Source organism: Hyphomicrobium sp. DMF-1, from assembly GCF_027886585.1.
Taxonomy (GTDB): Bacteria; Pseudomonadota; Alphaproteobacteria; order Rhizobiales; family Hyphomicrobiaceae; genus Hyphomicrobium_C; species Hyphomicrobium_C zavarzinii.
Window position 1 is genome coordinate 1031518 of the sequence record NZ_CP115706.1, and the last position, 24542, is coordinate 1056059.

Annotated in this window: 25 protein-coding genes and 1 tRNA gene; 11 read left to right on the top strand and 15 right to left on the bottom strand. The window is 61.1% G+C overall.

Features of this window, described 5'->3' with window-relative positions; all coding sequences use genetic code 11:
- The first annotated feature begins 57 nt into the window (after positions 1 to 57).
- The 3 genes from PE058_RS04650 to PE058_RS04660 all read left to right on the top strand — a co-directional run bounded on the left by PE058_RS04650 (position 58) and on the right by PE058_RS04660 (position 1768).
- A complete protein-coding gene (locus PE058_RS04650) occupies positions 58 to 771 on the top strand; it encodes a helix-turn-helix transcriptional regulator (protein WP_271029998.1) in 714 nt (237 codons plus the stop codon).
- 89 nt (positions 772 to 860) lie between these two features.
- Complete coding sequence (locus tag PE058_RS04655) at positions 861 to 1502, top strand: acyl-homoserine-lactone synthase (protein WP_271029999.1); 642 nt, start codon at positions 861 to 863, stop codon at positions 1500 to 1502.
- A 2-nt stretch (positions 1503 to 1504) separates the two neighbouring features.
- Complete coding sequence (locus tag PE058_RS04660; protein WP_271030000.1) at positions 1505 to 1768, top strand: hypothetical protein; 264 nt, start codon at positions 1505 to 1507, stop codon at positions 1766 to 1768.
- A 3-nt stretch (positions 1769 to 1771) separates the two neighbouring features.
- Here PE058_RS04660 and PE058_RS04665 read toward each other — a convergent pair whose 3' ends face one another.
- Both PE058_RS04665 and PE058_RS04670 read right to left on the bottom strand, forming a co-directional pair.
- On the bottom strand, positions 1772 to 2020 hold the full coding sequence (locus PE058_RS04665; RefSeq protein ID WP_271030001.1) for a helix-turn-helix domain-containing protein: 249 nt from the start codon (positions 2018 to 2020) through the stop codon (positions 1772 to 1774).
- Positions 2021 to 2173: 153 nt separating this feature from the next.
- Positions 2174 to 2719, bottom strand: coding sequence for an excalibur calcium-binding domain-containing protein (locus PE058_RS04670; protein WP_271030002.1), 546 nt, complete (start codon positions 2717 to 2719; stop codon positions 2174 to 2176).
- A gap of 349 nt (positions 2720 to 3068) precedes the next feature.
- On the opposite strand from PE058_RS04670, the gene PE058_RS04675 reads away from it, so the two are divergent.
- On the top strand, positions 3069 to 3602 hold the full coding sequence (locus tag PE058_RS04675; RefSeq protein WP_271030003.1) for a thermonuclease family protein: 534 nt from the start codon (positions 3069 to 3071) through the stop codon (positions 3600 to 3602).
- A gap of 15 nt (positions 3603 to 3617) precedes the next feature.
- On the opposite strand, the gene PE058_RS22060 is transcribed toward PE058_RS04675, so the two are convergent.
- Positions 3618 to 4283, bottom strand: a complete 666-nt coding sequence (locus tag PE058_RS22060; protein WP_442908676.1) for an SOS response-associated peptidase — start codon at positions 4281 to 4283, stop codon at positions 3618 to 3620.
- Between the two features lie 124 nt (positions 4284 to 4407).
- On the opposite strand from PE058_RS22060, the gene PE058_RS04680 reads away from it, so the two are divergent.
- The 3 genes from PE058_RS04680 (at position 4408) to PE058_RS04690 (ending at position 6584) form a co-directional block, all read left to right on the top strand.
- Entirely contained in the window at positions 4408 to 4779 is a 372-nt protein-coding gene (locus PE058_RS04680) for a hypothetical protein (protein WP_271030004.1), read from the top strand.
- 156 nt (positions 4780 to 4935) lie between these two features.
- On the top strand, positions 4936 to 5763 hold the full coding sequence (locus tag PE058_RS04685; protein ID WP_271030005.1) for a hypothetical protein: 828 nt from the start codon (positions 4936 to 4938) through the stop codon (positions 5761 to 5763).
- A gap of 2 nt (positions 5764 to 5765) precedes the next feature.
- Positions 5766 to 6584 (top strand): GcrA family cell cycle regulator, encoded by an 819-nt coding sequence (locus tag PE058_RS04690; protein WP_271030006.1) that lies wholly within the window; start codon positions 5766 to 5768, stop codon positions 6582 to 6584.
- A gap of 716 nt (positions 6585 to 7300) precedes the next feature.
- Here PE058_RS04690 and PE058_RS04695 read toward each other — a convergent pair.
- Together PE058_RS04695 and PE058_RS04700 are read right to left on the bottom strand one after the other, a co-directional pair.
- Positions 7301 to 7774 (bottom strand): hypothetical protein, encoded by a 474-nt coding sequence (locus PE058_RS04695; protein WP_271030007.1) that lies wholly within the window; start codon positions 7772 to 7774, stop codon positions 7301 to 7303.
- 182 nt (positions 7775 to 7956) lie between these two features.
- Positions 7957 to 8033 (bottom strand) — tRNA-Met (locus PE058_RS04700).
- A gap of 350 nt (positions 8034 to 8383) precedes the next feature.
- Here PE058_RS04700 and pabB point away from each other — a divergent pair.
- The gene (gene pabB / locus PE058_RS04705; protein ID WP_271030008.1) at positions 8384 to 10234 is read left to right on the top strand and encodes an aminodeoxychorismate synthase component I; all 1851 of its coding nucleotides are present in this window, start codon (positions 8384 to 8386) and stop codon (positions 10232 to 10234) included.
- A 447-nt stretch (positions 10235 to 10681) separates the two neighbouring features.
- On the opposite strand, the gene PE058_RS04710 is transcribed toward pabB, so the two are convergent.
- On the bottom strand, positions 10682 to 10858 hold the full coding sequence (locus tag PE058_RS04710; RefSeq protein ID WP_020084197.1) for a hypothetical protein: 177 nt from the start codon (positions 10856 to 10858) through the stop codon (positions 10682 to 10684).
- Positions 10859 to 11198: 340 nt separating this feature from the next.
- Between PE058_RS04710 and PE058_RS04715 the strand changes: the two genes are divergently transcribed.
- Positions 11199 to 11465 carry a hypothetical protein gene (locus tag PE058_RS04715; protein ID WP_020084198.1) on the top strand — a complete coding sequence of 89 codons (267 nt, stop codon included), beginning with the start codon at positions 11199 to 11201 and terminating at the stop codon, positions 11463 to 11465.
- Positions 11466 to 11649: 184 nt separating this feature from the next.
- Here PE058_RS04715 and hrpB read toward each other — a convergent pair whose 3' ends face one another.
- Entirely contained in the window at positions 11650 to 14178 is a 2529-nt protein-coding gene (gene hrpB, locus PE058_RS04720) for an ATP-dependent helicase HrpB (protein ID WP_271030009.1), read from the bottom strand.
- A gap of 152 nt (positions 14179 to 14330) precedes the next feature.
- Here hrpB and PE058_RS04725 point away from each other — a divergent pair, with 152 nt between their 5' ends.
- Positions 14331 to 14831 (top strand): DUF2147 domain-containing protein, encoded by a 501-nt coding sequence (locus PE058_RS04725; RefSeq protein WP_020084201.1) that lies wholly within the window; start codon positions 14331 to 14333, stop codon positions 14829 to 14831.
- Positions 14832 to 14875: 44 nt separating this feature from the next.
- Here PE058_RS04725 and PE058_RS04730 read toward each other — a convergent pair whose 3' ends face one another.
- The 6 genes from PE058_RS04730 to PE058_RS04755 all read right to left on the bottom strand — a co-directional run bounded on the left by PE058_RS04730 (position 14876) and on the right by PE058_RS04755 (position 21743).
- On the bottom strand, positions 14876 to 16120 hold the full coding sequence (locus PE058_RS04730; RefSeq protein ID WP_020084202.1) for an SAM-dependent methyltransferase: 1245 nt from the start codon (positions 16118 to 16120) through the stop codon (positions 14876 to 14878).
- Positions 16121 to 16139: 19 nt separating this feature from the next.
- A complete protein-coding gene (gene rpe, locus PE058_RS04735; protein WP_020084203.1) occupies positions 16140 to 16835 on the bottom strand; it encodes a ribulose-phosphate 3-epimerase in 696 nt (231 codons plus the stop codon).
- A gap of 156 nt (positions 16836 to 16991) precedes the next feature.
- The gene (locus PE058_RS04740; RefSeq protein ID WP_020084204.1) at positions 16992 to 17687 is read right to left on the bottom strand and encodes a ParB-like protein; all 696 of its coding nucleotides are present in this window, start codon (positions 17685 to 17687) and stop codon (positions 16992 to 16994) included.
- Between the two features lie 111 nt (positions 17688 to 17798).
- On the bottom strand, positions 17799 to 19625 hold the full coding sequence (locus PE058_RS04745) for an EAL domain-containing protein (RefSeq protein ID WP_271030010.1): 1827 nt from the start codon (positions 19623 to 19625) through the stop codon (positions 17799 to 17801).
- 141 nt (positions 19626 to 19766) lie between these two features.
- Positions 19767 to 20645 (bottom strand): phosphoribulokinase, encoded by an 879-nt coding sequence (locus PE058_RS04750; RefSeq protein WP_020084206.1) that lies wholly within the window; start codon positions 20643 to 20645, stop codon positions 19767 to 19769.
- Positions 20646 to 20702: 57 nt separating this feature from the next.
- Positions 20703 to 21743 carry a class 1 fructose-bisphosphatase gene (locus PE058_RS04755; RefSeq protein ID WP_026867763.1) on the bottom strand — a complete coding sequence of 347 codons (1041 nt, stop codon included), beginning with the start codon at positions 21741 to 21743 and terminating at the stop codon, positions 20703 to 20705.
- Positions 21744 to 21966: 223 nt separating this feature from the next.
- Between PE058_RS04755 and PE058_RS04760 the strand changes: the two genes are divergently transcribed.
- Positions 21967 to 22929 (top strand): hypothetical protein, encoded by a 963-nt coding sequence (locus tag PE058_RS04760; RefSeq protein ID WP_271030011.1) that lies wholly within the window; start codon positions 21967 to 21969, stop codon positions 22927 to 22929.
- Between the two features lie 21 nt (positions 22930 to 22950).
- Here PE058_RS04760 and PE058_RS04765 read toward each other — a convergent pair whose 3' ends face one another.
- Both PE058_RS04765 and PE058_RS04770 read right to left on the bottom strand, forming a co-directional pair.
- The gene (locus tag PE058_RS04765) at positions 22951 to 23682 is read right to left on the bottom strand and encodes a proteasome-type protease (RefSeq protein ID WP_026867764.1); all 732 of its coding nucleotides are present in this window, start codon (positions 23680 to 23682) and stop codon (positions 22951 to 22953) included.
- A 27-nt stretch (positions 23683 to 23709) separates the two neighbouring features.
- Positions 23710 to 24537, bottom strand: a complete 828-nt coding sequence (locus PE058_RS04770) for a transglutaminase family protein (RefSeq protein ID WP_271030012.1) — start codon at positions 24535 to 24537, stop codon at positions 23710 to 23712.
- Between the last annotated feature and the right edge of the window lie 5 nt (positions 24538 to 24542).

Consider the following 24542-nt stretch of genomic DNA (forward strand, 5'->3'; position numbering starts at 1 on the left):
TGTTCAATTTACTCTGATCTAGGTCGTTCAGTTAGCACCTGTGAGGGGTAAGGCGCTATGTTGGATCGTCTCTTCTTCGAACTAGTGGAAGACCTTGATAATGTGGCGAGCGAGAATGTCGGGGCCGACAGCTTGTCCAAAATGGCCGAGAAATTTGGTCTGACACATGCGTCATACTTGGGCGTCAACATCCCCCTAGCGAAGCAAGATGTGTACATTCTGACGACCTACACTAACGAGTGGGTCCACCAATATGTAAGCAAGGACTACGTTAAAATTGATCCCGTCATCCAACTTGGGTTGCGTGGAATAATGCCGCTCGATTGGAAAGACCTCCGCGACAAAAACGAGACTACAAGGAATTTTTTCGGAGAGTCCCGAGAGTTCGGATTGGGCCGCCAAGGTTTGACTATACCAATGCGCGGCGCACACGGCGAAATCGCGATGTTCAGTTTAAATGTTGATATACCTGATCGCCGGTGGGAAAGCGAGAAACGAAAACTAATTCGCGATTTCTCCGTGCTCGCATATCATTTCCACAATCGCGTGCTTGAACAATATGGCGTCCACGATGAAGACGTAAAGTTATCTAGCAAAGAAATAGAAGTTTTAAAATGGAGCGCGCAGGGCAAAGCAAATCAGGACATTGCCGACATATTGCGCATATCAGAGCGCACGGTCAGATTTCACCTTGAGTGCGCACGGGCAAAGCTCAACACGATCAACACAACGCAGGCAGTCGCCCGCGCGATTAGGTTGGGGCTTATCTAACGAAAGTCCACTGGCGGAAACGCCACTAGCCTTTCACCATCATCACGGAAATCGTTCTCAAGCGGTTAACATCGTTTGGGAGATTAGTCATGATGATGCTAATTCCTGGGCATCTAGCCCACCTTCATTCCGGCCTTATCGATCAAATGTTCCGCCTTCGGGCGAAGGTCTTTTCAGAAAGACTTGAGTGGGATGTTCGCGTTGAGAATGGCCACGAGCGCGATAAGTATGACGACCTTGAACCGCTATACGCGCTTGCCGTTACAGATGATGGACGGGTTATCGGAACCTTCCGGCTGCTGCAGACCACTGGTCCTCACATGTTGGCAGAAGTTTTCAAAGAGCTAATGCCAGAGGGCATCCCCGTTCGCAGCCCGATCATTTGGGAAAGCACACGGTTTTGTGTTGACACGGAGTTGGCTCAAGCTCGCGGCGACAAGGGCCTCAGTCATATCACCGCAATTTTGCTGTCATCGCTCCTAGAGGTTGGCTTGCAAGCTGGTCTAAGCCACATCCTTACGGTGATCGACGTGAGGATGGAGCGCATACTGCGCCGCGCAGGGTGTCCAATTGACCGCTTGGCGCCTCCCAAGCTTGTCGGGAAAGTACCTTCACTCGCAATCCTTATGGAATGCACTGAGGAGTCAGTTGCAAAAGTCCAGCGGACGAACGGACTAGATGGAAACTGCCTAGAGCCCAGCCAAGTTTGGGCATCTTCGAGGGCGGCCTAGCCATGGCTTATACCTTAGTGAGTACGATTACCGCCGAGGACAGGCTTCAAGCGCTTCTTCGCCAGATGGATTTCCTAATCTCTCTAGGCGACGACGTACCAAGCACGCTGGACGCAGAGGCATTGAAGCGCGTTTTAAAACTAGTCGCAAGAAAGGTTGATGCATTACAGCTTCAAGTTAAGCCCATTAAGGTCCGGAAGGAAAACCCCTTTGAATTTGGCTTAGGCTGCGGCCGCGTATGCATCGCACAGGCGATCCGCCGTTAGGCCTCAAGGTGAGCGGTTAGAAGCAATTTTCAATCGCTCACCACACCACTCGAACAACGAACTGAGCGGCAGTTCCAATGCGCGAGTATAGGCAAAAAGAGTTGCGGCCCCCATGCGTTCTACGCCAGCTTCCCACCTCGCTAGTTGGCTGGGATGGACGCCCATAATATCGGCCATCTCGTCCGCAGAAACGCCTTTGCGAGTTCTCAACACCTTGGCGCGAAGGCCTATCTTCAAATCAATGCTGTTCATTCGCACCTCATCAGACACTCGGTCCACTGTGACCCGCTAACGTACTCAGGGCGCTGCCGAAGCTGGCTATTGTTGTCTCATACCTCAACTGCGCGGGGATAACTCTTATATCAGTGCTCTCCCCGTATGGCTTCCCCGCGACCTGCCAAACCATCATTTGCACAAACCGTTGCACGCGATGCCGTCGCCATTCCCATCGAGTGACTTCACCCCGCACTGTTCAAGATAGAAGGTTGCTTCTTCGCAAGTAGTCATTTGCTTGCAGGTACGCTTCGTTCCGCATGAAAAGCTAGCCGCTCCACTTTCCATCAGTCCGACCGCTCTAGATGCCGTGCTCCCTGCCGACATGAATGGCTGAGCCAAGAGGCGGGAGGACATCGTTGCTTGCGTCTTTCCGCAAAGCGTCTCGCAGGGAATGCCGTCGCCGTTACGGTCGAGACTGCTTACGCCGCATGACGTGAGGTAATAGTGAGCTTCCGCGCACGTCTCCATATCGCCGCAGAGCCGTTTGGTTCCGCATAGGGAAGACTGGGCAATGCGGATTTGACCGGAACCATCTCTCACCGAAATCCTGTCAAGTTTGCCAGAGCCCTGATGTTGGTCAGCACGGCTATTTGACTGATTTTCTATTGCGGTCAGAGCCCAGAAAAAAGAACTCATCAGAATAGTAACAATCAAGCGCTTGACCGCTGCCCGCATAGCACCTTTGCTCCCCAATAGCGGGAGTGTAACAGGCATCTACTTTGCGAAGAAGCTTTGGTGTGCAGACACGCCGAACGCTATCGCACGAGCCATCCGACCGCAGCCAAGATTGCAAAGGCCACTAACGCGACGGCCGTGACCGTAGACCTCCATGATGGATCAGGCCCGCCATAGTCCGGGTTGTTGTCGTGGCCGCCCATATCAGGCTCCATTGATGCAGCGAACGGACTTACGCTCTCTCTTTCAACGTTACCTCATGGAGCGACATGCGGGGATAACTTTCGCGAACATAAATCTCGCCAAGCCGTTGCAGGCTAATCTAGCTGAGGTCAACTGGAACCGCCCCATGGATGATCCAAAGATGGCCCTGCTCTCCAGGCGCCGCCCATCGCGCCTTAAGAAGCACCTAACAAACGCGCCCGCCACATGGATTGTCGTCGCCTTGTTCGTCACCGCACTCGCCGCCGCTTACTTCGGAACCGGAGGCGTGCAGCAATTCAAACAAGCGTCGCCAGTCGGAGCGAGCGAACTGTTCGACGGAAGCATTTCGGCTTGCGGTTGGATACGACGCACCTGCCTCGTGGACGGTGATACAGGTTGGCAGGGCGGCCGGAAGTGGCGCCTGATCGGAATTGATGCGCCAGAGCTTGCCAACGCCGAGTGCGGACGGGAGCGCGAACTAGCGCAGAAGTCGCTTCATCGTCTTACTGAGCTAATGGCAAGCGGTTACCGCATCGTGTGGAGCGGCAAAGATGATCGTTACGGGCGTGCCCTCGTTAATGTAACTTTGGCGGATGGTCGCGACGCCGGATCGGTTCTAAAGACTGAGAAGCTTGCGCAGTCGTGGCCGAACCGCGGGAATGTTTGGTGCGAGCGCTAGGTGATCTTGAAACGCCTAAATAAGTCGGACCGAGAGGTCCCGCTTCTCCAACCCCGAACCAGCAATTCTCATCCGATGGGCAGCATAGGGGTGACACAGCGTAAACGCTTCGTCAGGTCTTCCGCGCAACCAAGTTTCCCACTCCGCCTCTGATGTAAGCAGCACCGGCATCCGGTCGTGATTTATGGATGCCGTGAGATCATTCGGAGTGGTGGTTATAATCGAGTACACATCAAGCTCAACTCGCGGCCCGTCTTTCTTGAGAGGCCCAACGTATCGACGCCAGATGCCGGGGAATGCAAACAGCGGCCTTGGATCGTCGTCATTGATTGCGAACCAATACCATCTCGCTGGTTTTACTCCCTTCGGTTCGGAGTAGGCAGTTGCAGGCACGAGACAGCGCCGATGGAGGAACGAGTCCCGCCAGAACGGATTGCCGCGCACTTGATCGTCCCGTGAGTTGACGACGCGTCTAGGTGCCTTACCCGGTCCATGCCGAATAAAGCCCCACGACAGGTTCACCAACTCCCGCTCGCCATCCTCCGCTAAGCGAACAACCGGCGCGATGTCGCTTGGAAGTATCGCGTCTTTAAGATCGACGGTTGCCGCCCTGTTGTCTGACACGCGAAAGAGATTTCGTATGAGTTCTCGGCCCTTCGTATTGGCGTAGAGTGTGCACACGGCGGTCAGCGTAGCCCTTGTTGTAGTGCGTTGCCGCTCAATTCAAACGTTTCCACCACCACCCGGGGTGATTGGTTGCGTCGCTGAAGGCTCATGAACTGCTCCGGGAGCGACACTGTATCAGGTGCTCGATTATGGTTCGATCTCGCCGTTGCTGTTCACCTATAACAACGTCTTCGAAGATGTAACCGGCTTCGGGATCAAGCGCGGGTTCCAAGCGTTGGGCGACGACAAGCACGGAATGGGCGCGCTCTCGTCTGCGAGGTCCGCGGGCCGCGGTAGTCCTTCCGCATTGCTGGGGCCGGGCGCGCGCACGTTAGATGCTGCGTCAGCCGTTGGTCAGGACGTGCTGGGGGTTGGGAAGCGGAGAGTGAGCCGCAAGACGCTGGATAACGCGGCGAAGCTGGTTCCGTACTCCGGGACGTTTTATCTGCAAAAAGTGGTCAATAGCTCAAAGGATGCCGTGGCGGCAGGGTTGGGGTTGCCGAGAAAGTAGTAAGAGGAAGCCCGGAGGTTCAGCGCTTCCGGGCTTTTTCTGTTAGTAGCGTACAATTTTCGAGAAGCATCGATTGATCCCACAGAATACCTATGTACCGCTTGCTCCTTGGATTGTGATCAGAGGTGTAAGTGACCTCGGAAGAGGAATGAGGATATGGCGGCGCGGCCGAGTAACCGACTTAAGGCATTTGCTGATTTGGTATCTGTTGACGCCTGGCATGACGCTTTCAAAGGAAAACGCAAAGGCGTCGACCTTCACGCCGACATTGTATTTGGTACGGCGCGAGTCGGGCAAGACACCGACGTAGCTATTACGTTTCGGCTGAGTGTAACAAGGGCCGATGTGGTGATCGTGCTCCCGGATGGCGAACCTATAGGCGTCGACCCGAGCAGCGTTCGACGCGATGATCCGCACCCGACCGTCAAGCGAACGCAGACTTTCGAGACGAAATCTGAAGGAGCCATTACCGCAAAAGTAAAAGCGGAGTTGGGAGTCGAGCCGGCCGCTTCGTTTGCTGCAAATGCGCATGTCAGCTCGGGCGTGACAAACACGGAAAAGCTAGTTGCCACAACTACGGCGCCACCCGTCCTTGTCACTCTATCGACCACGGCCGACGGATCATACCGCTGGACATGCACGCCTTTGACTGGGCGCAAATTGCAAGGCCGTGGTTGGGACGCCGCAACGGAGCCATGCTTAAAGCTCCTAGACGGTAGGAAGACAGAGAGCCACCTTATCGCACCAACAGTGCGCATTGAGGTGGGCTGCTTGCGGGAAGATCTCATTATAGAAGACTTAGAACTCAAAGATCCCACAATATGGGAGACCGTTCGGCATCGGACCGGGTTCAAAAATCGCATGGCGGCGGCCGAGGCGTACATTCGTAATGAGCTTATGGCGCACGGGCTCAAAGTCGGCGCGTTAGACCAGCGCTTTTCTCCGATAACACTTGCCGACGTAACCGCCGAACCAAGAGGTTAAGGATGGCAGAGGCGTTTGATAAAGTTAGTGAAATTATTAGCGCGCAAACGGCTGATCTAAAAGAACTTGCCCACATTGCGGGTGCGGACCCTCTATACTTTTATTGCGGGGCAAATCTCAACGGAGCCGATCTTAGGGGTATGGACCTGACCGGCATGGAATTTCACGGTGCAACATTTGTCGATGTGAAAGTAGACAAGAACACCAAAGCTGACTGGCCGCATCTGCGTCAATTGATTGAAAACGTGTTTGAGTGGACCAAGGAGAAGGATAGGGAGCTTGCCAGTCTATGGCAAAGCGGTTTCAGCGCAGCAATTATTGCTCGACAAATGAATGTCCGGTCTCGTCAAGAAATAATTCGACGCGTATACGATCTAAGGCTGTCAACGGCGGAACCAGGAAGAACACTCGCAATTTTCGATGGTAAGTACTTTAAGGATCAACGGCTTGGGGGCTTGGGGCCTGCGTTATATCGGCTCAATTTGGAGATAGCCCAAACATCAATGCGCTTCTGGAAGGTTTCTGAGTGGGTTGCTTTCTTTAGCAATAGATCCCTGCGAACCAGGTTACCTAAATCGGCATTAGACGCGGTTTATGAAAAGGAAGTACTGCTGGTAGAAATTGTAGGCGCAGACTCTGTAGAGAAAATTAGAAGCGCCGTCAGCGAGTACAAGCCGAGGGGAATATTTTTGCACTGCTTGTACTCTTCATATGATCGGAAAGCTGCGGCGATTGATTTAGCCATGGTTTTTGGTCCAAAGGCCCGCTCAACTAAATTTTCTAAAAGGATTTCGGCGAAGGGGAAGATGCGAGTAGAATAGAGCCATCATCTCTGAGGCCGCTTATGACCAAGCAATCGCACATTAGAACTTTCACCGCATGGGCCGCAGCAATCGCCGCGTTCGCCGGAGTAATGGTTTTCACGGACAACGTGGGCGAGACGCTTCGCGTTCCAAGCTCGGTCTACGTTGGGCTTCATGGCGTGAACTTTGGCGCGGGCGCAGAGTCGGAGAGCGACACAGTTCAAACGACGTACGGACTCGGAGGAATGTTGCTCTCGATACTCGCTGCAATCGCAGCTTGGCATGTTGTGGCCGGTAAGCGCTTCTCTCCGGAGGCTCGTGCACACTTTCTCGGTTGGCTTGTTGGGGCAGTGATCGTGTCGGTTGGGGGCGTTGTGCTTTGGAAATTGCTGGAGCCGGCAAGAGGTAACGGCATAGTCATTTCCAACATCTGCAACGCAACCCTTGTCGGAATTGCTGCGCTCGTGGGCGTTCAACTCACTAGGAGCTTGTGGCGACGGATCGATGTTGAGCGCCAACAATAGTTGGCAAGACAACCTTTGTTTCTAATGAGAGGTTTTTCGGAGCGTTTTCCGGAGTCAGTAGCTGGGTCCCGGAAAAAGTTTTGCCCCCACCCCCCTCCGCGGAAATTTCAGACCCCCCACCCCCGTCCGCGCATATGGCTCCATAGCAAGGACATCCCTGCCCGATACGTTGGCCGTGCGTTGTGGGGCGGGTTGCGTGAGCTGCGATTGCTAGGCGCGTTTGCGCTTCTTGCCTTTCGCTTCGTTCATGCGAGCAAGGCAATCATGGAGCTGCGCAACCGTGTGTGCAACGCGGCGTTCTCCAACCTTGATCGGGGCGTCCAGCAGTCCTGCGTGCCGCAGTCGCTTGTAACCGGATGAGCTAGTGGCCAGGAACTCGGCCGCCTCTTTCGGCGTGCGCAGTTGGTTGATGCCGTCTCCGAGATCAAACTGCACCGTGTCGTTCTTCATGCCGATAATCGACAACGGTGTAAGCGTCACGATTGGCTTGCCGCTATCGTCTCCGATCAAGTTGCCTTCAGCATCGAACAGGAGCGCAACCGGGTAGACGCCGCTCTTTGACGGCGACTCTTTTGCAGCATGTTGAGCCGCGCGTGACGCGCAGTCGAGAAGCTTCAGCATGTCTCGTGCGAGTTGTTGAAGCTCAGGCGGAAGGCTCGGTAGTTCGCCGTCATCGTCGCGCATGATTATAGTCCCCGCGATGCGTATTGACGGAAAGGTTGTCTGATTTGCCGTAGCCGTACAACACGGCGCTAAAGCCTGGGGTCAAAGACCTTGAATGCCAGGAGATTACCAGGGAGTGGATTGCGCGGAAAACTCGGCGCTCGCGCCACACTCATAAATCATTGATTTGCTAGATAAAATGTTGGTTGCGGGAGTAGGATTTGAACCTACGACCTTCAGGTTATGAGCCTGACGAGCTACCGGGCTGCTCCATCCCGCGATACCGACATCACCGACCCGACGAGGCCTCCGTATGGGACACCCTGTCGCGTCGTCTCGAACGATCCGGCCACCGAGTGGTGTAGGGGCTGATCTGGGCCCTCATATCCCGTGAATCCGGGCCGGCCCGTTCGAAGGAGCCGCTCCGGTGCGGCTCGGCAGGGTCTATAGCATGTTTTTCGGGTTTGTGAACCCCACTCAACCGGGGTGCGGCAAAGGCCGTGGATTACCTGTCCATAGACCCCGGCAGGCTGCATATTTCATGCGCGTTCTTATCGGCCACGAGCGGGAAAGTTTCGTATAAGCTGGCGTCAAAACAGTGCTCAGAACTTGAGACGAGACCCCGCACGCATGACTAAAGCCGACCCCAAGCGAGCCGCCGACCAAGCCGGTCAGAAGAAAACCGGTGCCGGGCTCGAGGAAACGTTCGTTCTTCTCGACAACAGCACCGGGCGCGGGGCGCCTTCGCTGCTCTTCTCGGAGCCGGTCGAGATCGTATCTGCCTTCGCGCCGGAGGAGGTGCCTGAAGCCATTTCCCGGCTCGAGGCCGGGGCGGCCGCCGGGCTGCATGCGGCCGGGTTCTTCGCCTATGAGCTCGGCTATGTGCTCGAGCCCAAGCTGCGCAGTCTGCTGCCCGAGGGGCGCAATGTGCCCTTGCTCTGGTTCGGCCTTTATCGCGGGCCGCGCGAGATGAACGAGGCCGAGGTCGATCATTGGCTCTCGACGCACACGCGCAGCGGCTCCTACCAGTTCACGTCGGTCGCGTGTGCGTGGGATCAGGCGGAGTACGAATCCCGTTTTTCCGCCGTGCAGGACAAGATCCGCGCCGGCGACATCTATCAGCTCAATCTCACGTTCAAGGCGCGCTTCCGTCTCGAAGGCTCTCCGCTGACCTTCTATCGCGACATGCGCCAGCGCCAGCGCGTCGCCTATGCCGGTATCGTCGATACGGGCGAGGTGACGGTGCTGTCGGCGAGCCCGGAGCTGTTCATCGAAAAGCATGGTCGCGTCGTTTCCACGCGGCCGATGAAGGGCACGGCGCCGCGCGCCGGTACGCCCGAGGCGGACGCGGATGCACGGCGGGTGCTCGCGAGCGACGTCAAGCAGCGCGCTGAAAACCTGATGATCGTCGATTTGATGCGCAACGATCTCGGGCGCATCGCGGAAGTGGGGAGCGTCAACGTCACCGATCTCTTCACCGTGGAGACGTTCCGGACGCTGCATCAGATGACGTCCGGCGTCACGGCCACGCTCCAGGACGGCATCGGCCTCACCGATCTCATCCGCGCGATCTTCCCGCCGGGTTCGGTGATCGGGGCGCCGAAGATCCGGGCGATGGAGCTGATCAGCGACTACGAGACTGAGCCGCGCGGCGTCTATTGCGGCGCGATCGGACACATCAGCCCGAAGGGCACGGCGCTGTTCAACGTCGCCATCCGCACGCCGGTCATTTTCCGCGACGGGCGCGGCGAGATGGGGATCGGGTCGGGCGTCGTCTACGACTCGGTCGGCGCGAAGGAGTATGCCGAGTGCCTGCTCAAGATGAAGTTCCTCACCGATCCGCCGAAGAGCTTCGAGCTGATCGAGACGCTGCTTCATGACGCGGGCGCGGGGTACTGGCTCCTCGAAGGGCACATCAAGCGCCTCAAGGCGTCGGCCGCCTATTTCGGCTACGCGTTCGATGAGGCGGCCGTGCGCAAGACGCTGGCTGATGCGGTCAAGGGCCGGGAGGGGGAGCGGCTGAGAGTGCGGGTTCTGCTGGCCGAGGATGGGACGCTCACCCTCACCACGGCGGAGCAGCCCGCCCAGAAGCCGGACGCGGTGATGCGCTATGTGATCTCCGAGACCCGGCTCGACAGCACAAACGCCTTCCTGTTCCACAAGACTACCCGGCGTGAGCTTTACGACCGGGAGTGGCAGCACTACGCCGACACCGTGAAGGCCGACGAGGTGCTTTATCTCAACGAGCGGGGCGAGCTTGCCGAGGGCAGCCGGACCAACGTGTTCGTGGAGAAGGATGGGACGCTCTTAACCCCACCGCTTTCGTCCGGGCTTTTGCCGGGGGTGTTGCGCAGCGAGCTGATCGCGACCGGCAAGGCCACGGAGGCCGTGCTGACGCAAGTTGATCTCGCAAGTGCGAAGACCGTCTATGTCGGGAACTCGGTGCGGGGACTGGTGCGGGCTGAGCCCATCAAGGCCTGACGGGCCATGCGCTGGCGGGTGTCAGGGCAGCGTGAAAAAGTTCAGGATTGTTAGAGAGTTTCTAAGGCGCCGCTTTCGAGCGGTGCTGATGATGCGTGCGTTCGTTAATTAGAACTGTTCGCACCCGGCTCCTGCGACGAGGAGATGGCAGCCGTTTCCGGCGCGTGGCTATGAAGTGCCGCTACGACAAAGACCAAAGCCGCAAGCGTCAGGGCGACGGCCAGTGCGATTTCACGCACGGAACGACGCGCTCGCTCGGCAAAGGGGCCAGACTGCAATTTGCGTATCATCATGGGTGCCAATTTGCGCAAAGGAACGTGCCACATCCAGGGTTCCGAACGCCGCGCGACAGAAGAGCACAGCGAACGCACGCGACTTAACTGACGCTGAAATTTTTGACACGGCGCGGAAAGGTGCCCCCCGGCAAGAGGGCGCCTAGGGGCCTCCCTACAAGCCCCGCATGATGCATCCGAACACGAGCACGAACTGAGCGAGAAGGATAACCCAGAATTCTTGACCCGTAATGTATGGAATTGACGCACCGAAGACGTACGTCACCAGTGCGAGCACGGTGAGAATGACCGAAAGCATGAATGTCAGGATGCCCGGAGCTTTCAGTGCCATGGGTCGTTCTCTCCCTCGAAGTTTTGGATTTGAGCGGGTGGCGACCGGCGCGATTGCGCACAGAATCTAACCGACTCGCCCGCATGCGGCGCTTATAGCAGGCACCACCCGCTCTGGCACGGGCTTCACGGCAACACTCCCGCCGCAGATGGCCGAGGGAGTCCGCAAGGGCTCGAAACACGCAATCTTTGGTGCTAAATTTTTGTGGATTTCCATGGGCTTTATGGATTTTTCTGCGAAGAATGATGCCGGCTCCGCAGTTGTGCCCTTGAAGGTGCGTGTCGCGAGTACGAGATCGTTTCGTGGGGGAGCGTGACAAGCCCGCAGAGAGGAGCCCCCGATGTTGCGTACCTGCCTGGTTGCCGCCGTTGGTTTCGTTCCACTGCTTTTTTCGGGCGAGGCATCCGCCTACGACGACAAGGTGAGAAAGCACTGCCGCGCAGATTACATGGCCCATTGCAGCCAGCATGATCTCGGCAGTGCCGGCCTGCGCGCCTGCATGCGCAAGGTCGGACCGAAGCTCAGCCCGGCGTGCATCAGTGCGCTCATGGATTCCGGAGAGGTGTCTGCGAGTGCCGGTCAACACCGGCGTGTGGAGGGGCGGTAGCGTTGGTTGGCGCCTGTCCGGTTTGAGCGAGATCATCGCCTCATGCTGCGGTGTGTCTTAACTCCGGCCTTCGCCGGAGTGACGGAGTATGTGAGCTGGTACTTGGAAATGCGACCCCTGTCGTCCTGGTGCAGGGCCTTCAGAACATTCTCGGCGAAGAGTTCACGTCCAGAACAGAGAGCCGCTAAGTGCCGCGCGGTTTGGCGCGGGCCGTCGGCGCGGCGCTCGCCGGATCGTCCGGCCAGGGGTGACGCGGATAGCGCCCTTTCATCTCCGCCTTCACCGCGTTCCACGAACCGCTCCAGAAGCCCGGCAGGTCGCGCGTGATTTGGATCGGCCGATGGGCGGGCGAGAGCAGGTTGAGCGTGAGCGCTAGCCGCCCGCCCGCAATCGACGGATGGGTCTTCAGCCCGAACAACTCCTGCACGCGAATGTGCAAGGCCGGCGCGCCCGCGCCTTCGTAGTCGATAGCGTGACGATTGCCTGTCGGAGCCTCGAAGTGAGTCGGGGCCTCCTCCTCGAGACGGCGCTTCAGGCTCCAGGGGACGAGAGCATCGAGTGCGGTGCCGAGATCGTCGGCGCCGATGTCCGCAAGGCGCGTCTTGCCCGCGAGGTAAGGTCCGAGCCAGTCCGGCAGCGTGGCCGTCAGCGCGGCATCCGAAAGATCCGGCCAGTCGCTCGAGCCCTCCGATCCGGTGGCACCGCGCAGGAATGCGACACGATCGCGAAGCTGAAGCTGGGCCTTGCTCCAGGGCAGCTTGGCGGCGCCGAGCGCGGCGAGACCCGCGGCGAGAGCGGCTTCCACGCCGGGGCCAGGCTCTGCGGCGCGCGGCTCGCTCGCAAGCTCGATTGCATCGAGGCGGCGGACGCGCCGGGCGCGGACGGCGGCTGCTTCCCGGTCGAACGTCGTCTCGTCGCGCGCCAGGATGCGATCGCCCGCGAACGCGATCACCTCCGCTTCCGATGTCTCAGCCGCGAGCACGATGCGGGTGGCGGCGGCCGTGCCCTGCATCTCGGCGACCACGAGAAAGGGAGCGCGCGCGAGCGCATCCGCGGCATCGAGGGTTGCGCCGCGCCCATTGGCGAGCAGGAACTGGCCGCGTGCGCCGCGCGCCTTTGCGATGCGCTCGGGATACGCGAGGGAGAGAAGGGCTGCGGTCGAGACGGCGTGGCTGTCGGCCGCTTCGTCGCGTTTGGCTGAGCCACCCTCGCGCGCGCTTCTTGCCCAGCCTTCCGCGAGGCGGCGCATTTCGGTCGCGCGCCGTGAGCGGTCGCGGCGGAAGTTCTCCAGGCGATGATCGAGTGACGTGTCGTTGCCGCCGAGACCGCGCTCCACGAGAACGGCTGCGATCTCGGAAGCCTCGCGCTCGGCGCCGCGGCGCGCAGCCTCTATGAGCATGGCAGCGAGGCGCGGCGGCAAGGGAAACGCGCGCAGGCGGCGGCCCGTTTCCGTGATATGACCCGCGGAATCCAGAGCGCCGAGGATCTGCAATTCCTCGCGCGCGGCATCGAGGGCGGCCGACGTCGGCGGGTCGAGCCACGCCAGCGTGCGCGGATCGGTGACGCCCCACTCTGCGCAATCGAGCAGCATCGGGGCGAGATCGGCCGCGCGGATCTCGGGCTCGCTGAAGGGCGGCAGGCTTGCCGTCTCGGCCTCGTCCCAGAGCCGGTAGCAGACGCCGGGCTCCACGCGGCCGGCGCGCCCGCGGCGCTGGTCAGCGGAAGCACGCGAGACGCGAACGGTGGCGAGGCGCGTGACGCCCACATCGGGATCGAAACGCGGCACGCGCGAGGTGCCGCAATCGACGACGACGCGGACGCCTTCGATGGTGAGCGAGGTCTCGGCGATGGAAGTTGCGAGCACGATCTTGCGCTGTCCGGCGGGGGCAGGCTCGATGGCGCGGTCCTGCTCGCGCCGGTCGAGCGCGCCGTAGAGCGGTGCGAGGATAGCGGCATCGGGCGACAAACGCTCGCGCAAACGCTCTTCGGTTCGACGGATCTCGCCTTGGCCCGGAAGAAAAGCGAGAATGGAGCCGGTATCCGCGCGCAGGGCTCGCTCGATAGCGTCCGCCATGCGGTCTTCCAGGCGCTTTGTGGGATCTTTTCCGAGGTAACGCGTCTCGACGGGATAGCTCCGTCCTTCGCTGGTGATCACGGGCGCGTCGCCGAGCAGCGTCGCGACGCGATCTCCCGCGAGCGTCGCCGACATGACGAGAAGGCGAAGGTCCTCGCGGAGGCTGCGTTGTGCGTCGAGCGCGAGCGCAAGTCCCAGGTCCGCGTCGAGCGAGCGCTCGTGGAATTCGTCGAATAGAACGGCTCCGATGCCTTCGAGGGTCGGATCGTCGAGGATCATCCGAGTGAATACACCCTCGGTCAGCACCTCGATGCGCGTCTTGCGGGAGACGCGCGTCTCGAGGCGTGCGCGCAGGCCGATGGTTTCGCCCACGTCCTCGCCGAGAGTTTGGGCCATACGGCGGGCGGCGCCACGGGCGGCGAGGCGGCGTGGCTCCAGCAGCAGGATCTTGCGGCCTTCGAGCCAGGTCGCACCATCCAGGGCAAGGGGCACGCGGGTGGTCTTGCCGGCGCCGGGCGGGGCGATGAGAACGGCCGACGAGCGGGAGCCGAGCGCGGCTGCGAGCGGGGCGAGCGCGTCGTCGATCGGGAGTGCAGGCGCGAATCGCCTTAGAGAATTCGAGATTGTCGGCTCTGTCATAGTGGCGGACTTAGCACGTCGGCTTGGCCGTGAAGAGTGAGACTGTTCGCGTCGCCTTTACAACATCGTGGTGCTGGCCGATATCGAGGGCCAGGGGCTGCGGCGCCATGTTCCGAGGCCGCGGATCCCGGAACGTTTTCAGGGAAACTTTCATGCTTCGCTTGGCGGCAGTCCTGGGTCTCTTCGTTTCATTCGCGTTCGCGGCGGACCGCGCGCGGGCGACGGAGCTCGATGGGTTCTGGATGGATTCCCACGGCGAGGTGGTGCTGGAGGTGGAGCCGTGCGGAAAGGCGATGTGCGCCAAGGTCGTCTGGCTCCGTCTCCCTTACGGTCCCGACCGGTTACCCCTCAAGGATTTCCGTAATCCGGACAAGTCTCTGCAGCATCGCGAGGTGTGCGGGCTGCGCGTGATCGACGGGTTCACAAAGCAGCCCGACGGCACCTGGGGCGGCGGCAACGTCTACGTGCCCGATCTCGGCATGAGCTTCAGCGGCTATGCACAGATCCTGAGCCCCACCCAAATCGAGGTGAGGGGCTACGTGTTTCTTCCGTTGTTCGGCTCGACGGAAGTCTGGAGCAAGGTAGCAAAGCCCGCCTATCATTGTCTGAAGGACGGGGTGCCGCCTGCGCCGGACCGGGCGAAGGCCGAGTAAGGCTGCTACCTTCGGCTTTTACATCTTGCGTTTTTTCCGCCCGGTTACGGGGCGGAAATGCCCCGCTCGGCTTCGCGCTTCACGAACTCGCGCTGGGTGTCGGTGATGTAGTCGCGCACGATCGGCACGGCATCGCGTTTCTTGGCCAACTGCATGTGGAATACGAGCTGGCTGCCGGTGCGGAACATCATTTCTGCGCTGATGAGATAGAACTCCCACATCCGGCAGAAGCGCTCGTCGTACATCTCGGCCACCTTGGCGCGGTTCGCCTGGAAGCGGCTTTCCCAATGCGCGAGCGTCTTTGCGTAGTGCAAGCGCAGGAACTCGAGGTCGGTGACCCAGAGGCTGTTCTGCTCGACGGCCGTGAATACTTCGGAAAGAGCGGGCGAGTAGGCGCCGGGGAAGATGTACTTCCTGAGCCAGGGGCTCGCGGTGCCGGGCGGGCTCATGTGGCCGATTGAGTGAAGCAGCATCACGCCGGTGTCGGTCAGAAGCTCGTTCACCTTGGCGAAGTACTCGCCGTAGTGGTGCACCCCGACGTGCTCGAACATGCCGACGGAGACGATGCGGTCGAAGCGGTCGGTGAGATCGCGATAATCGCGCAGCTCGAAGCGGACGCGGTCAGCGAGGCCGAGGGCCTTGGCCTTCTCGTTGGCGAGCTTGCACTGCTCCTTCGAGAGCGTCACGCCGACGACCTGCACGTCCGCCATGCGGCCGAGATAAAGGCCCATGTCGCCCCAGCCGCAGCCGATGTCGAGCACCTTCTGGCCGGGTTTCAAGTCGAGCTTCGAGGCGATGAGGCGCAGCTTGTTCTGCTGGGCTTCCTCGAGCGTGTTGTCGTCGCTCGTGAAGTAGGCGCAAGAGTACTGCATGCCGCGATCGAGGAAGAGGCGGTAGAAGTCGTTGCCGATGTCATAGTGATGAGCAACGTTCTGCTGCGCCTTGCCGATCGGGTTCGCCTGCTGGAAGCGCTTCAGTCCGCGAGAAACTGAGCGCAACACCTTCTGCAGCGGATAGGAGCCGAGCGAGAGTCGGTTGACGGAGAAGAGCGTGAGGAAGTCGCGCAGTGTCGAGTTCTCGAAGCTCATGCGGCCGTCCATGTAGGCTTCGCCCGCGGCAAGCTCCGGGTTGAAGAACAGGCTGCGGTAGAGCGTCGGATCGGTCAGGCGCATGGTCACGTCGGGACCGGGTGCGCGGCCGCCGAAGACGTGGGTGCGGCCCTCGGCGTCGATCACCTTGAGGGTGCCGACGCGAACGAACGACTTCATCATGTGCGAAAGCGGGAACATTGCGTCGCTACCTCTAAACTCAGGCGTAGAGAATCGTGGGCGTCCGGGCTGCCTCGGCGGCTGCGCGGATGGCGGCGATGTTGGCGGCGTAGCTTTCCTTGGTACCGCCCTTGAAGACGGCGGATCCGGCGACGAGTGCGTTGGCGCCGGCAGCGACGACGAGGCCCGCGGTGTCGGGCGTCACGCCGCCATCGATCTCGATGTCGATCGGGCGATCTCCCACCATCGCGCGAACGCGACGGATCTTCTCGAGCTGCGCCGGGATGAAGGCCTGGCCTCCGAAGCCGGGGTTCACCGTCATCAGCAGGATGAGGTCCACGCGATCCAGCACGTGCTCGATCGCGCTCTCGTGCGTCGAGGGATTGAGGGAGACGCCCGCACGGCAGCCGAGCGCGCGGATGGCTTGCAGCGAGCGATCGAGATGCGGGCCTGCCTCGGCGTGAACCGTGATGATCTCGGCGCCGGCCTTGGCGAAGGCTTCGAGATAAGGATCGGCAGGCGTGATCATCAAATGGCAATCGAAGGTCTTCTTCGAGCTCCCGCGGATGGCACTGATCACGGGCGGGCCGAAGGTGATGTTGGGGACGAAGTGGCCGTCCATCACATCGAGATGGATCCAGTCCGCGCCGGCCGCATCGACAGCCGCCACTTCGGCGCCGAGACGCGCGAAGTCCGCGGACAGGATCGAAGGCGCGATGATGAGGGGCCGGGGCATCGTATCTCCGCCATCCGTTCGAGGTTTCAGGCTCTTGCCCTACACGCGGAGCTGCAACTCGACAAGTGCGGAAGGCCCCGCATCCCAAAGATTGTCCGTTGACCGGTCCCTGGAATGGGTTAGGCGGGTGCGTTCAGGCGTTGCTCTCGGCCCGGATCAGTGGGCGTATCCGGGAAGTTCTGCGGCATCCTTGGACCGGCAGAGCTTGAGGGCGAGACGAATGGCCTCCTTGGGATCGCGGCGGATCGTCGAGAGGGGGATTCGCTCGCGGAAGAAGTTCGCCCAGTGAAACTCGGCGTAGGGCTCGGGCGCCTTATCAAATCCTTCCGCCTCGCGCACCTCCCAGGCCAAGTCGCGGAACGGATCATGTCGCAGGGCATGAAGCGAAGTCGGTAGTAACGACGGCGGGATGCGCCGTCCGAACTCGTCATAGGGGTAGAGGCGGCCTTCGGCTTCCATCCGCTGCCAGAATGCGTGGCGGGACAGTTGCGAAATGTCGTCGATCACGTGGACGTAGGCGGTCTTCACCTGCGCGAGGCAAAGGGCAAGCCCGAAGTGGTGGTGATCGACAATGAAGAGTGCGCCGTCGGGGCCGCGCACGGCCGGGATCGGTCTCTTGCAGAGAAGCTTCTCGATCTTCTTGCGCTTGCCGGCGCGGTTTTCGACCTTGCGCTGCTTGCGCGTCACGGAGCGCATACCGACGGCCATCTGGGTCGGGCGAAGCGCTTCGAGAGGCGCCTGGAGGAGCGCGCCAACGGCCATTCGATTGCGCCGCTGGGCAGTTTCATCGGGATGTGCGGTGGAGAGGGTCTTGCGTGGCCAATGGTAATCGAACGCCAGCGCATCGTACATGTGCGTTACCCCACGCGTCGTCGGTCGTTGTGTCCCTTCCGGAAAAGCTAACGAGGCTTTGGTAAACGAAAGGTAAAGGCGGAGGGGGCGGCCTCGCGGCATCGACTGCTTTTAGGCGACGTCGGCGAGGGCCAATGTGCTGGCCGTGCTGTTCGCGCCGACCTGAGCGACGGCAATTCCGGTCTTTGCGCTTTTCGCACGCAGCTTGATCTGAGCGAGATAGGAGGCGACCTCCTCCGCGCTCATGCCGGGTGCGTGCTGATCGAGGTCGAGGGCCGCGATCGAGCAGGTGAGAAGAGGGAAGGCCTGATCGCGGCCGTCGCGGCTCTTGCCGATGATGACGCCGGCTTCGCGGTCCAGAGGCGAATAGAGGCTTTCCGCCTCGAGATTGAAACGCTGCCGGATGGTGGGCAGAAGGGCGAGGAGAGGTGCGCTGTGCTCCTCCACGCCGCCTATGAAAAAGTCGTCGCCGCCGATGTGGCCGACGAAAATATCGCGCTCGATCTGAAGCGACTTCAAGATGTTGGCGAGCATCATGAGCGCCCGGTCGCCGATGCGGAAGCCATATTTGTCGTTGAACGGCTTGAAGTTGTCGACGTCGAGATAGCAGACCAGACGCCGCAGCCCCTGGCGTTCGGCAAGCTCGTCCAGATAGGTGCGGATGGCCTGATTGCCGGGCAGGCGCGTCAGAGGATTGCGGTTGGACGCCTCGCGCGTGCGCATGTCGTTCGAGAGCTTGAGCAGCCCTGTGGTCGGCAGGACGCCGCAATAGGCCATTTGATCGATGACGATGATAGCATCGTTGGCGTCGCTTCCTGACAGCTCGAGCAGGGGATCGAACGGGGAGTTGATGTCGGCGACGACGGCTGAGCAGACGAAGTTCTTGAGGCCAAATCCCAAAGCCTTGTTGCGGAGCAGCTCGCGGCCGAAGCGGGAGTAGATGAAGGGCTTGATGTCACGCTCGCGGACGATGCCCCTCGGCATTCTTCCGGCGTCGATGATCGGAATCATGGTTTGGCGGGGATTGCGCTCGAAGATCTCGAACACGTCCGCGAGGGACGCATCCACGGACAGCGGCATGAGGGGTTCGACGAGGGCGCGCACGTCGTCGGCCGAGAGTCCGTTGCCGCGCCGGCATTGCTCGTTGCCGATCACGCCGTAGCTGGTCTTCAGCTCGGCCGTGTCGATTACAGGACGGGAAATGTAGTAGCCCTGCGCCAGGTCGCAGCGAATGCGGCGGCAGCTATGCAACTCCGCCGTCGTCTCGATGCCTTCGGCAATGACACGGATGCCGAGCGCATGAGCGAGATCGACGATGGATGAAACGAGCACGCGCTTCTTGGGATCGGATTGCACCGAGGAGACGAAGAAGCGGTCGATCTTCAGGAAATCCGGATTGCATTTGTAGAGCATCTGCAGACCGGAGTTTCCGGTGCCGAAATCGTCGAGGGCAACCGAGAAGCCAGCTCTGCGGAGACTTGCGACTTCGCACTCGAAGGCTTCTGCTTCGAGAACCTGATTGCGTTCCGACAACTCGATGCACACGTCGGATGGGTTCATGCCGTGTGCGGACAGAAGCTGCGTCAGATGCGCCTCGATCTCGCGGCGTCTTCCGAGGAGGCGGCCGTCGAGGTTGAGAAAGAGCAGGGCCCAGCCATTCTCCCGGGCGCCTGCATACTTCGCGAGCGCCTTGGTCTGGATGACGAGCTCGAGCTCAAGCAGCACACCCGTTGCGTGCGCGTGCTCGAACAGGCTTTCGGGCGAGGCAAAGCCGAGGCGGTCCGTCTGGCGCACGAGGCTTTCGTAGGCAAGCGTGCGGCCGGTGTTGATGTCTACGATCGGCTGGAGCGCGCAGTCGAGATCCGCGCCCGCGCGCATGAGAAAAAGGTTCGGATCTCGTTGCCAACTGACGTCGACTTCGGCTGTTGCATTCGGCATTGCACGACCCTGTACCCGCTTGAGCGGACCCTAAGGGTGCAGAGCTTAAGGACGCGCTAATCGCAATCCACGCAAGTTGCTGAAATGTATGGTGTTATTCCCGTCTTTTTGTCGTCGTTCCGTCATCTTTCGCTGTGCTGCTCAGAAGAACGTTCTTCTCTTGCGCTCGATGAGCTGAAGGATCATCGGCGTCAGGATGAGCTGCATGGCCAGATCGAGCTTGCCGCCCGGAATGACGATCGAGTTTGCGCGCGACATCCAGCTGTTCTGGATCATCGACAGCAGATAGGAGAAGTCGATGCCGCGCGGGTTCTTGAAGCGAATGACGACCATGGACTCGTCGGGCGTGGGAATCCAGCGCGCAACGAACGGGTTCGAGGTGTCGACGGTCGGGATGCGCTGGAAGTTGATGTCGGTCTCTGTGAACTGCGGGCAGATGTATTTCACGTAGTCCGGCATGCGGTGGAGGATGACGTCGGTGATCGCCTCGGGCGAGTATCCGCGCTCCTCCTTGTCGCGGTGGATCTTCTGGATCCATTCGAGATTGATGACGGGCACGACGCCGATGCGTAGATCCGCGTGGCGGGCGATGTTGACCTTGTTGGTGATCGCGGCGCCGTGCAGACCTTCGTAGATCATGAGGTCGGTGCCGTAAGGGATCTCCTCCCAGGGCGTGAAGGTGCCGGGCGGTGCGCCGTAGATTTCGCTTTCGGCCTGGTCGTGGACGTAGTGGCGCGCGCGGCCCGTGCCGATCTCCCCATAGGTCTTGAAGAGCAGCTCGAGCTCCGGCAGCAGGTTCGCCTCCTCGCCGAAATGGCTGAGCGTGTAGTTGCCTTGGGCCGCGGCGGCCTCTGACGCGGCGTGCATTTCATCGCGGTCGTAGCGGTGGAACGCATCCCCCTCGATGAAGACCGCCGTGATCTTCTCGCGCCGGAAGATCTGCTCGAACGTGCGCCGGACACTGGTGGTGCCGGCGCCTGATGAGCCTGTGACGGAGATGATGGGGTGCTTGGCGGACATTTTTCTTCGTTCGGTCTTGTACGGATTGGCGGAAAGGGTGAGGTGCGTGGCTTCGGATCAGATTCTGAACAGGCCGCGCCGTCCGAACAGCGGCGAGCGCTCGCCTAGTCCGTGCGGGTCGTGGTGCAGGCGTGCAAGATATTCCACCTCGCTCTTCGATCCGCCGACGAAAGCCGTGCGTTGGTGAAGAGAGGCGGGCGTTTGATCGAGGATACGCTCGCAGCCCGAGGTCGCGGCGCCCCCGGCTTGCTCGATGATCCAGGCGAGGGGGTTTGCTTCGTACACCAGGCGGAGCCGGCCCATGGTGTAGCTGTCGCGGAGGTCCGCCGGATAGAGGAAGATGCCGCCCCGGACCAGGATGCGATAGATGTCGGCGACCGGAGAGGCCGTCCAGCGCATGTTGAAGTTCTTGCCGCGCGGTCCCTCGCTGCCGCGCAGGCAATCGTCGATGTAGGTGCGGATCGCCTCGTCCCAATGACGATAGTTGGACGCGTTGATGGCATACTCGCGGGTGGTGGCAGGAATCTCGATGTTCTCCGCCGTCAACAGGAATTGCCCCGAGACGCGCTGCAGCGTGAATATGTGCGTACCGCTGCCGAGGGTGAGAACCAGCGTGGTGTAGGGGCCGTAGACGGCAAAGCCCGCCGCGAGTTGTGCGCGGCCCGGCTGGAGGAAGCTCGACGCGTCCACGCCATTACAGCGAGCCGGCAGCACGGTGAAGATCGTGCCGACCGAGACGTTGGCGTCGATGTTGGAGGAGCCGTCGATGGGGTCGACGGCGACCGCCAAGGGGGCGCCGGGGTGGATAGGAAGCGCCCATTCCAGCTCCTCCGATCCGAGCGAGGCGACAGGCGCGTCCTTGAGCGCGGCGACGATCAGATCGTTGGCGCGAACGTCGATCTCCTTCTGGGCGTCGACACCGCTCTGGCGGCCTGTTTCCGAGCCGAGCGCGCCGGCCAGTGCGCCCAGGCTCACGAGATTGCCGATCCGGCCACAGGCCTCGGACAGGCGAACGACCGTGACGGCGATGTCGGCCCGCGCGGGATCTCCGTGGGCCCAGCGATCCAGAAAGGCCCCTAGATCCATCGGGTCTGTCATCCAGCCTTTTCCTCCCATGGCTTCCCGGTCGTTAATCGGCCGCTTCCGGCCTGCCGAGACTTTTGCCTCGTCTCATTCGAGGGGTAGCCGGGCGTTCGCGCAAGGTTGAACTTTAGTCTCACCTATGAGTAGCCGCGATGTGATGAACAATTCTTAGCAAATGACGATGTATATCTTTTAGCGTGTATAATACTTATGAGCACAATTAATAGGTGTATGTGCGATGGAGGCTGTCGAGCGTACCCGGCCCTCGGCCGGGAACTGGCGGGGCGGTGCGCGCGCGGGCGGAGGGTTCGCCTTTCTTGCCGCGCCCCTCATGGCACAGGTTCTTCTGCTGTCCGGCGTGCTCAACCTGCTGCAGCTCTCGACCTCGGCGTACATGCTCCGGATCTACGACCACGTGCTGCCGTCGCAGAGCCTGGGGGCGCTCGGGATGCTGACGGGGCTGGTGCTGGGCCTGCACGCAGGGTTTGCGCTGCTCGACATGGTCCGCTCGCGCCTCCTTTTTCGCGCCGGGCTGACGTTCGTCCAAAGCCTCGACATCAAGGTGCTCGACGTCGTGCGCACGGCTCCGGCGCGGCGAGGCCTCGAAGCACTCGGCGACGTGGAGCGGATCAGCCGGTTCGTCACCAATTCCGGCCCTTCGGCCTTTTTCGATATGGTGTGGGCGCCGGCCTTCCTGGTGGCGGTGGCACTGCTGCATCCGGTGCTCGGCCTGTTCGCACTCGCGGGAATTCTGCTGCTGGTCACGGTGGCCGTATCGGCGGAGCTTCACGCGCGGGATGTGAGCCGGAGGCTTACGCGGAAGCGGCATCAGCGCGCGGTTCTGGTCCGCGACCTCGTGGCTGCGTGCGCCGTTCCTGATGGCTGCGTGCGCTGTCTCGATATCGCCCACCGCTGGCGTGCGGCGTCACGAGGGTACTATCGGCTCAGGGCGTGTGCGGCGCGCCGGTCGTTGCGGTTCGGTGCGCTCGCAAAGGGATTGCGGTTCATGCTGCAATCGGGTGGGCTCGCGGTCGGCGCTCTGCTCGTGATTGAAGGCGCCATGAGCCCCGGCGCGCTCATTGCCTCCTCCGTCATCCTGGGCCGCATTTTCGCGTGCTTCGACGCGGGTATCGCGCATTGGCGGGACTTTTCCGCCGCGCGCGAGAGCCACGACCGGATCGCCGCGCTACTCGCGAGGTAGGAGGTAAGGAGAGGGCGTTCGCTAGATCTTGAATTCCTCAATGTTGGCGAAGGCGGAGCGCAGGGCGTCCGACCAGGCGGTCGAGAGTTTCTTGAAATACTCGTCGTCCTGGAAGATGCGCTTCTCGCGGCGCGCGTCGAGGCTGTCGCGCTCGTACAGAAGGATGTCGATCGGCATGCCGACCGAGAGGTTCGAGCGCAGCGTCGAGTCGAACGAGAGCAGGATGAGCTTCGCGGCCTCGCCGAGGCTCATCTCGGGACGCGCCACGCGGTCGAGGATCGGTTTGCCGTACTTGTGCTCGCCGATTTGCAGGAAGGGCGTGTCGTCGGTTGCTTCGATGAAATTGCCTTCGGAGTAGATCTGGAAAAGGCGGGGACGCTCGGTGCCGATCTGGCCGCCGAGGATGAAGGACGCGGAGAAGCCCGCCTTGCTCATCTCGAGCGCGGCGCCATCCTGGCGGCGCACGTCGCGCACGGCGTCGCCCACGAGGCGGGCCGCGCGATACATGGAGGGCACGGTGAAAAGCGTGGGGCCGCTGTTGTCGGTGGAGGCAAGCTGCTCGTTAAGATTACTGACGACGGACTGCGTCACGGCCAGATTGCCGGCAGAGAGCAGCACGAGCACGCGGTCGCCGGGCTGGCGCCAGAAGTGGAGCTTGCGATACTGGGCGATGTTGTCGACACCGGCGTTGGTCCGCGTGTCGGCCGCAAAGACAAGGCCGCTGTCGAGCCTCAGCGCGACGCAATAGGTCATCGCGAGCATCCTTCCTGGTTCAGGCAGCTACTGTTGCTGCTGAGCGCCTTGCTGCTCAACTTCGACCTTGACGTCAAGGGCCTCGTTCTCGCCGCCGCGCTGGGTGCCACGAATGGGTGAGGCGGTGGCGGCATCGAAACCGCAGGCCAGGCGCACGTAGCGCTCTGTGGGGCACATGCCGTTCGCCGGATCGAAGCCGACCCAGCCCAGACCGTCGACCCAGGCTTCCGCCCACGCGTGGTGGGCTTCCGATGGTGCCAGTGTGCCCGACAGGAAATAGCCGTTCACGTAGCGGGCCGGGATGCCGATGAGGCGGGCGGCGGAAATGAAGATGTGGGCGTGATCCTGGCACACGCCCCTTCCCTCGGCGAGGGCTTCGGCCGCGCTCGTGTGCTCGTGGGTGGCGCCGATTTCGTACTCCACCGCATCGCGCACGGCGCGCATGAGGGCATGCAGGCAATCCAGCGTGTCGGTCGGGATCTTGCCGTTGCTGACGCTGCGGGAGAGCTCGCGAATGCCCTTGTCGGGGGCGGTCTTGGGTGTTTCGCGCAGGAAGACGCGGCGCGGGGCTATTTCGGTAAGCCCTCGCACGATGCCGCACGTGTCCTCGGTCTCCACGATGCCGGAGGCTTCGATCGTGATACCTTCGTGCAGGGCGCCGAGGGAGGCCAGGTGGACGAGGTTTCCGAAGCCATCGCGGTATTCGATGTGCTTGTCGAAGCCCGGCGCGGAGATGGCCCAGCTCACCACCTCCTGCCCTTCGAAGGACGGCGGCGTGAGGCGCAAACTCTGGATCGAGTAGCGCGCGGGTGTCTCGTAGCGGTAGGTCGTTCTGTGGCGAATCTCGATCAGCATCCGCC

Bases quoted from the DNA above. Each gene is read 5' to 3' on its own strand.
- PE058_RS04650 (WP_271029998.1), top strand. From the start codon at position 58: ATGTTGGATCGTCTCTTCTTCGAACTAGTGGAAGACCTTGATAATGTG.
- PE058_RS04655 (WP_271029999.1), top strand. From the start codon at position 861: ATGATGATGCTAATTCCTGGGCATCTAGCCCACCTTCATTCCGGCCTT.
- PE058_RS04660 (WP_271030000.1), top strand. From the start codon at position 1,505: ATGGCTTATACCTTAGTGAGTACGATTACCGCCGAGGACAGGCTTCAA.
- PE058_RS04665 (WP_271030001.1), bottom strand. From the start codon at position 2,020: ATGAACAGCATTGATTTGAAGATAGGCCTTCGCGCCAAGGTGTTGAGA.
- PE058_RS04670 (WP_271030002.1), bottom strand. From the start codon at position 2,719: ATGCGGGCAGCGGTCAAGCGCTTGATTGTTACTATTCTGATGAGTTCT.
- PE058_RS04675 (WP_271030003.1), top strand. From the start codon at position 3,069: ATGGATGATCCAAAGATGGCCCTGCTCTCCAGGCGCCGCCCATCGCGC.
- PE058_RS04685 (WP_271030005.1), top strand. From the start codon at position 4,936: ATGGCGGCGCGGCCGAGTAACCGACTTAAGGCATTTGCTGATTTGGTA.
- PE058_RS04690 (WP_271030006.1), top strand. From the start codon at position 5,766: ATGGCAGAGGCGTTTGATAAAGTTAGTGAAATTATTAGCGCGCAAACG.
- PE058_RS04695 (WP_271030007.1), bottom strand. From the start codon at position 7,774: ATGCGCGACGATGACGGCGAACTACCGAGCCTTCCGCCTGAGCTTCAA.
- pabB (WP_271030008.1), top strand. From the start codon at position 8,384: ATGACTAAAGCCGACCCCAAGCGAGCCGCCGACCAAGCCGGTCAGAAG.
- PE058_RS04710 (WP_020084197.1), bottom strand. From the start codon at position 10,858: ATGGCACTGAAAGCTCCGGGCATCCTGACATTCATGCTTTCGGTCATT.
- PE058_RS04715 (WP_020084198.1), top strand. From the start codon at position 11,199: ATGTTGCGTACCTGCCTGGTTGCCGCCGTTGGTTTCGTTCCACTGCTT.
- hrpB (WP_271030009.1), bottom strand. From the start codon at position 14,178: ATGACAGAGCCGACAATCTCGAATTCTCTAAGGCGATTCGCGCCTGCA.
- PE058_RS04725 (WP_020084201.1), top strand. From the start codon at position 14,331: ATGCTTCGCTTGGCGGCAGTCCTGGGTCTCTTCGTTTCATTCGCGTTC.
- PE058_RS04730 (WP_020084202.1), bottom strand. From the start codon at position 16,120: ATGTTCCCGCTTTCGCACATGATGAAGTCGTTCGTTCGCGTCGGCACC.
- rpe (WP_020084203.1), bottom strand. From the start codon at position 16,835: ATGCCCCGGCCCCTCATCATCGCGCCTTCGATCCTGTCCGCGGACTTC.
- PE058_RS04740 (WP_020084204.1), bottom strand. From the start codon at position 17,687: ATGTACGATGCGCTGGCGTTCGATTACCATTGGCCACGCAAGACCCTC.
- PE058_RS04745 (WP_271030010.1), bottom strand. From the start codon at position 19,625: ATGCCGAATGCAACAGCCGAAGTCGACGTCAGTTGGCAACGAGATCCG.
- PE058_RS04750 (WP_020084206.1), bottom strand. From the start codon at position 20,645: ATGTCCGCCAAGCACCCCATCATCTCCGTCACAGGCTCATCAGGCGCC.
- PE058_RS04755 (WP_026867763.1), bottom strand. From the start codon at position 21,743: ATGACAGACCCGATGGATCTAGGGGCCTTTCTGGATCGCTGGGCCCAC.
- PE058_RS04760 (WP_271030011.1), top strand. From the start codon at position 21,967: ATGGAGGCTGTCGAGCGTACCCGGCCCTCGGCCGGGAACTGGCGGGGC.
- PE058_RS04765 (WP_026867764.1), bottom strand. From the start codon at position 23,682: ATGACCTATTGCGTCGCGCTGAGGCTCGACAGCGGCCTTGTCTTTGCG.
- PE058_RS04770 (WP_271030012.1), bottom strand. From the start codon at position 24,537: ATGCTGATCGAGATTCGCCACAGAACGACCTACCGCTACGAGACACCC.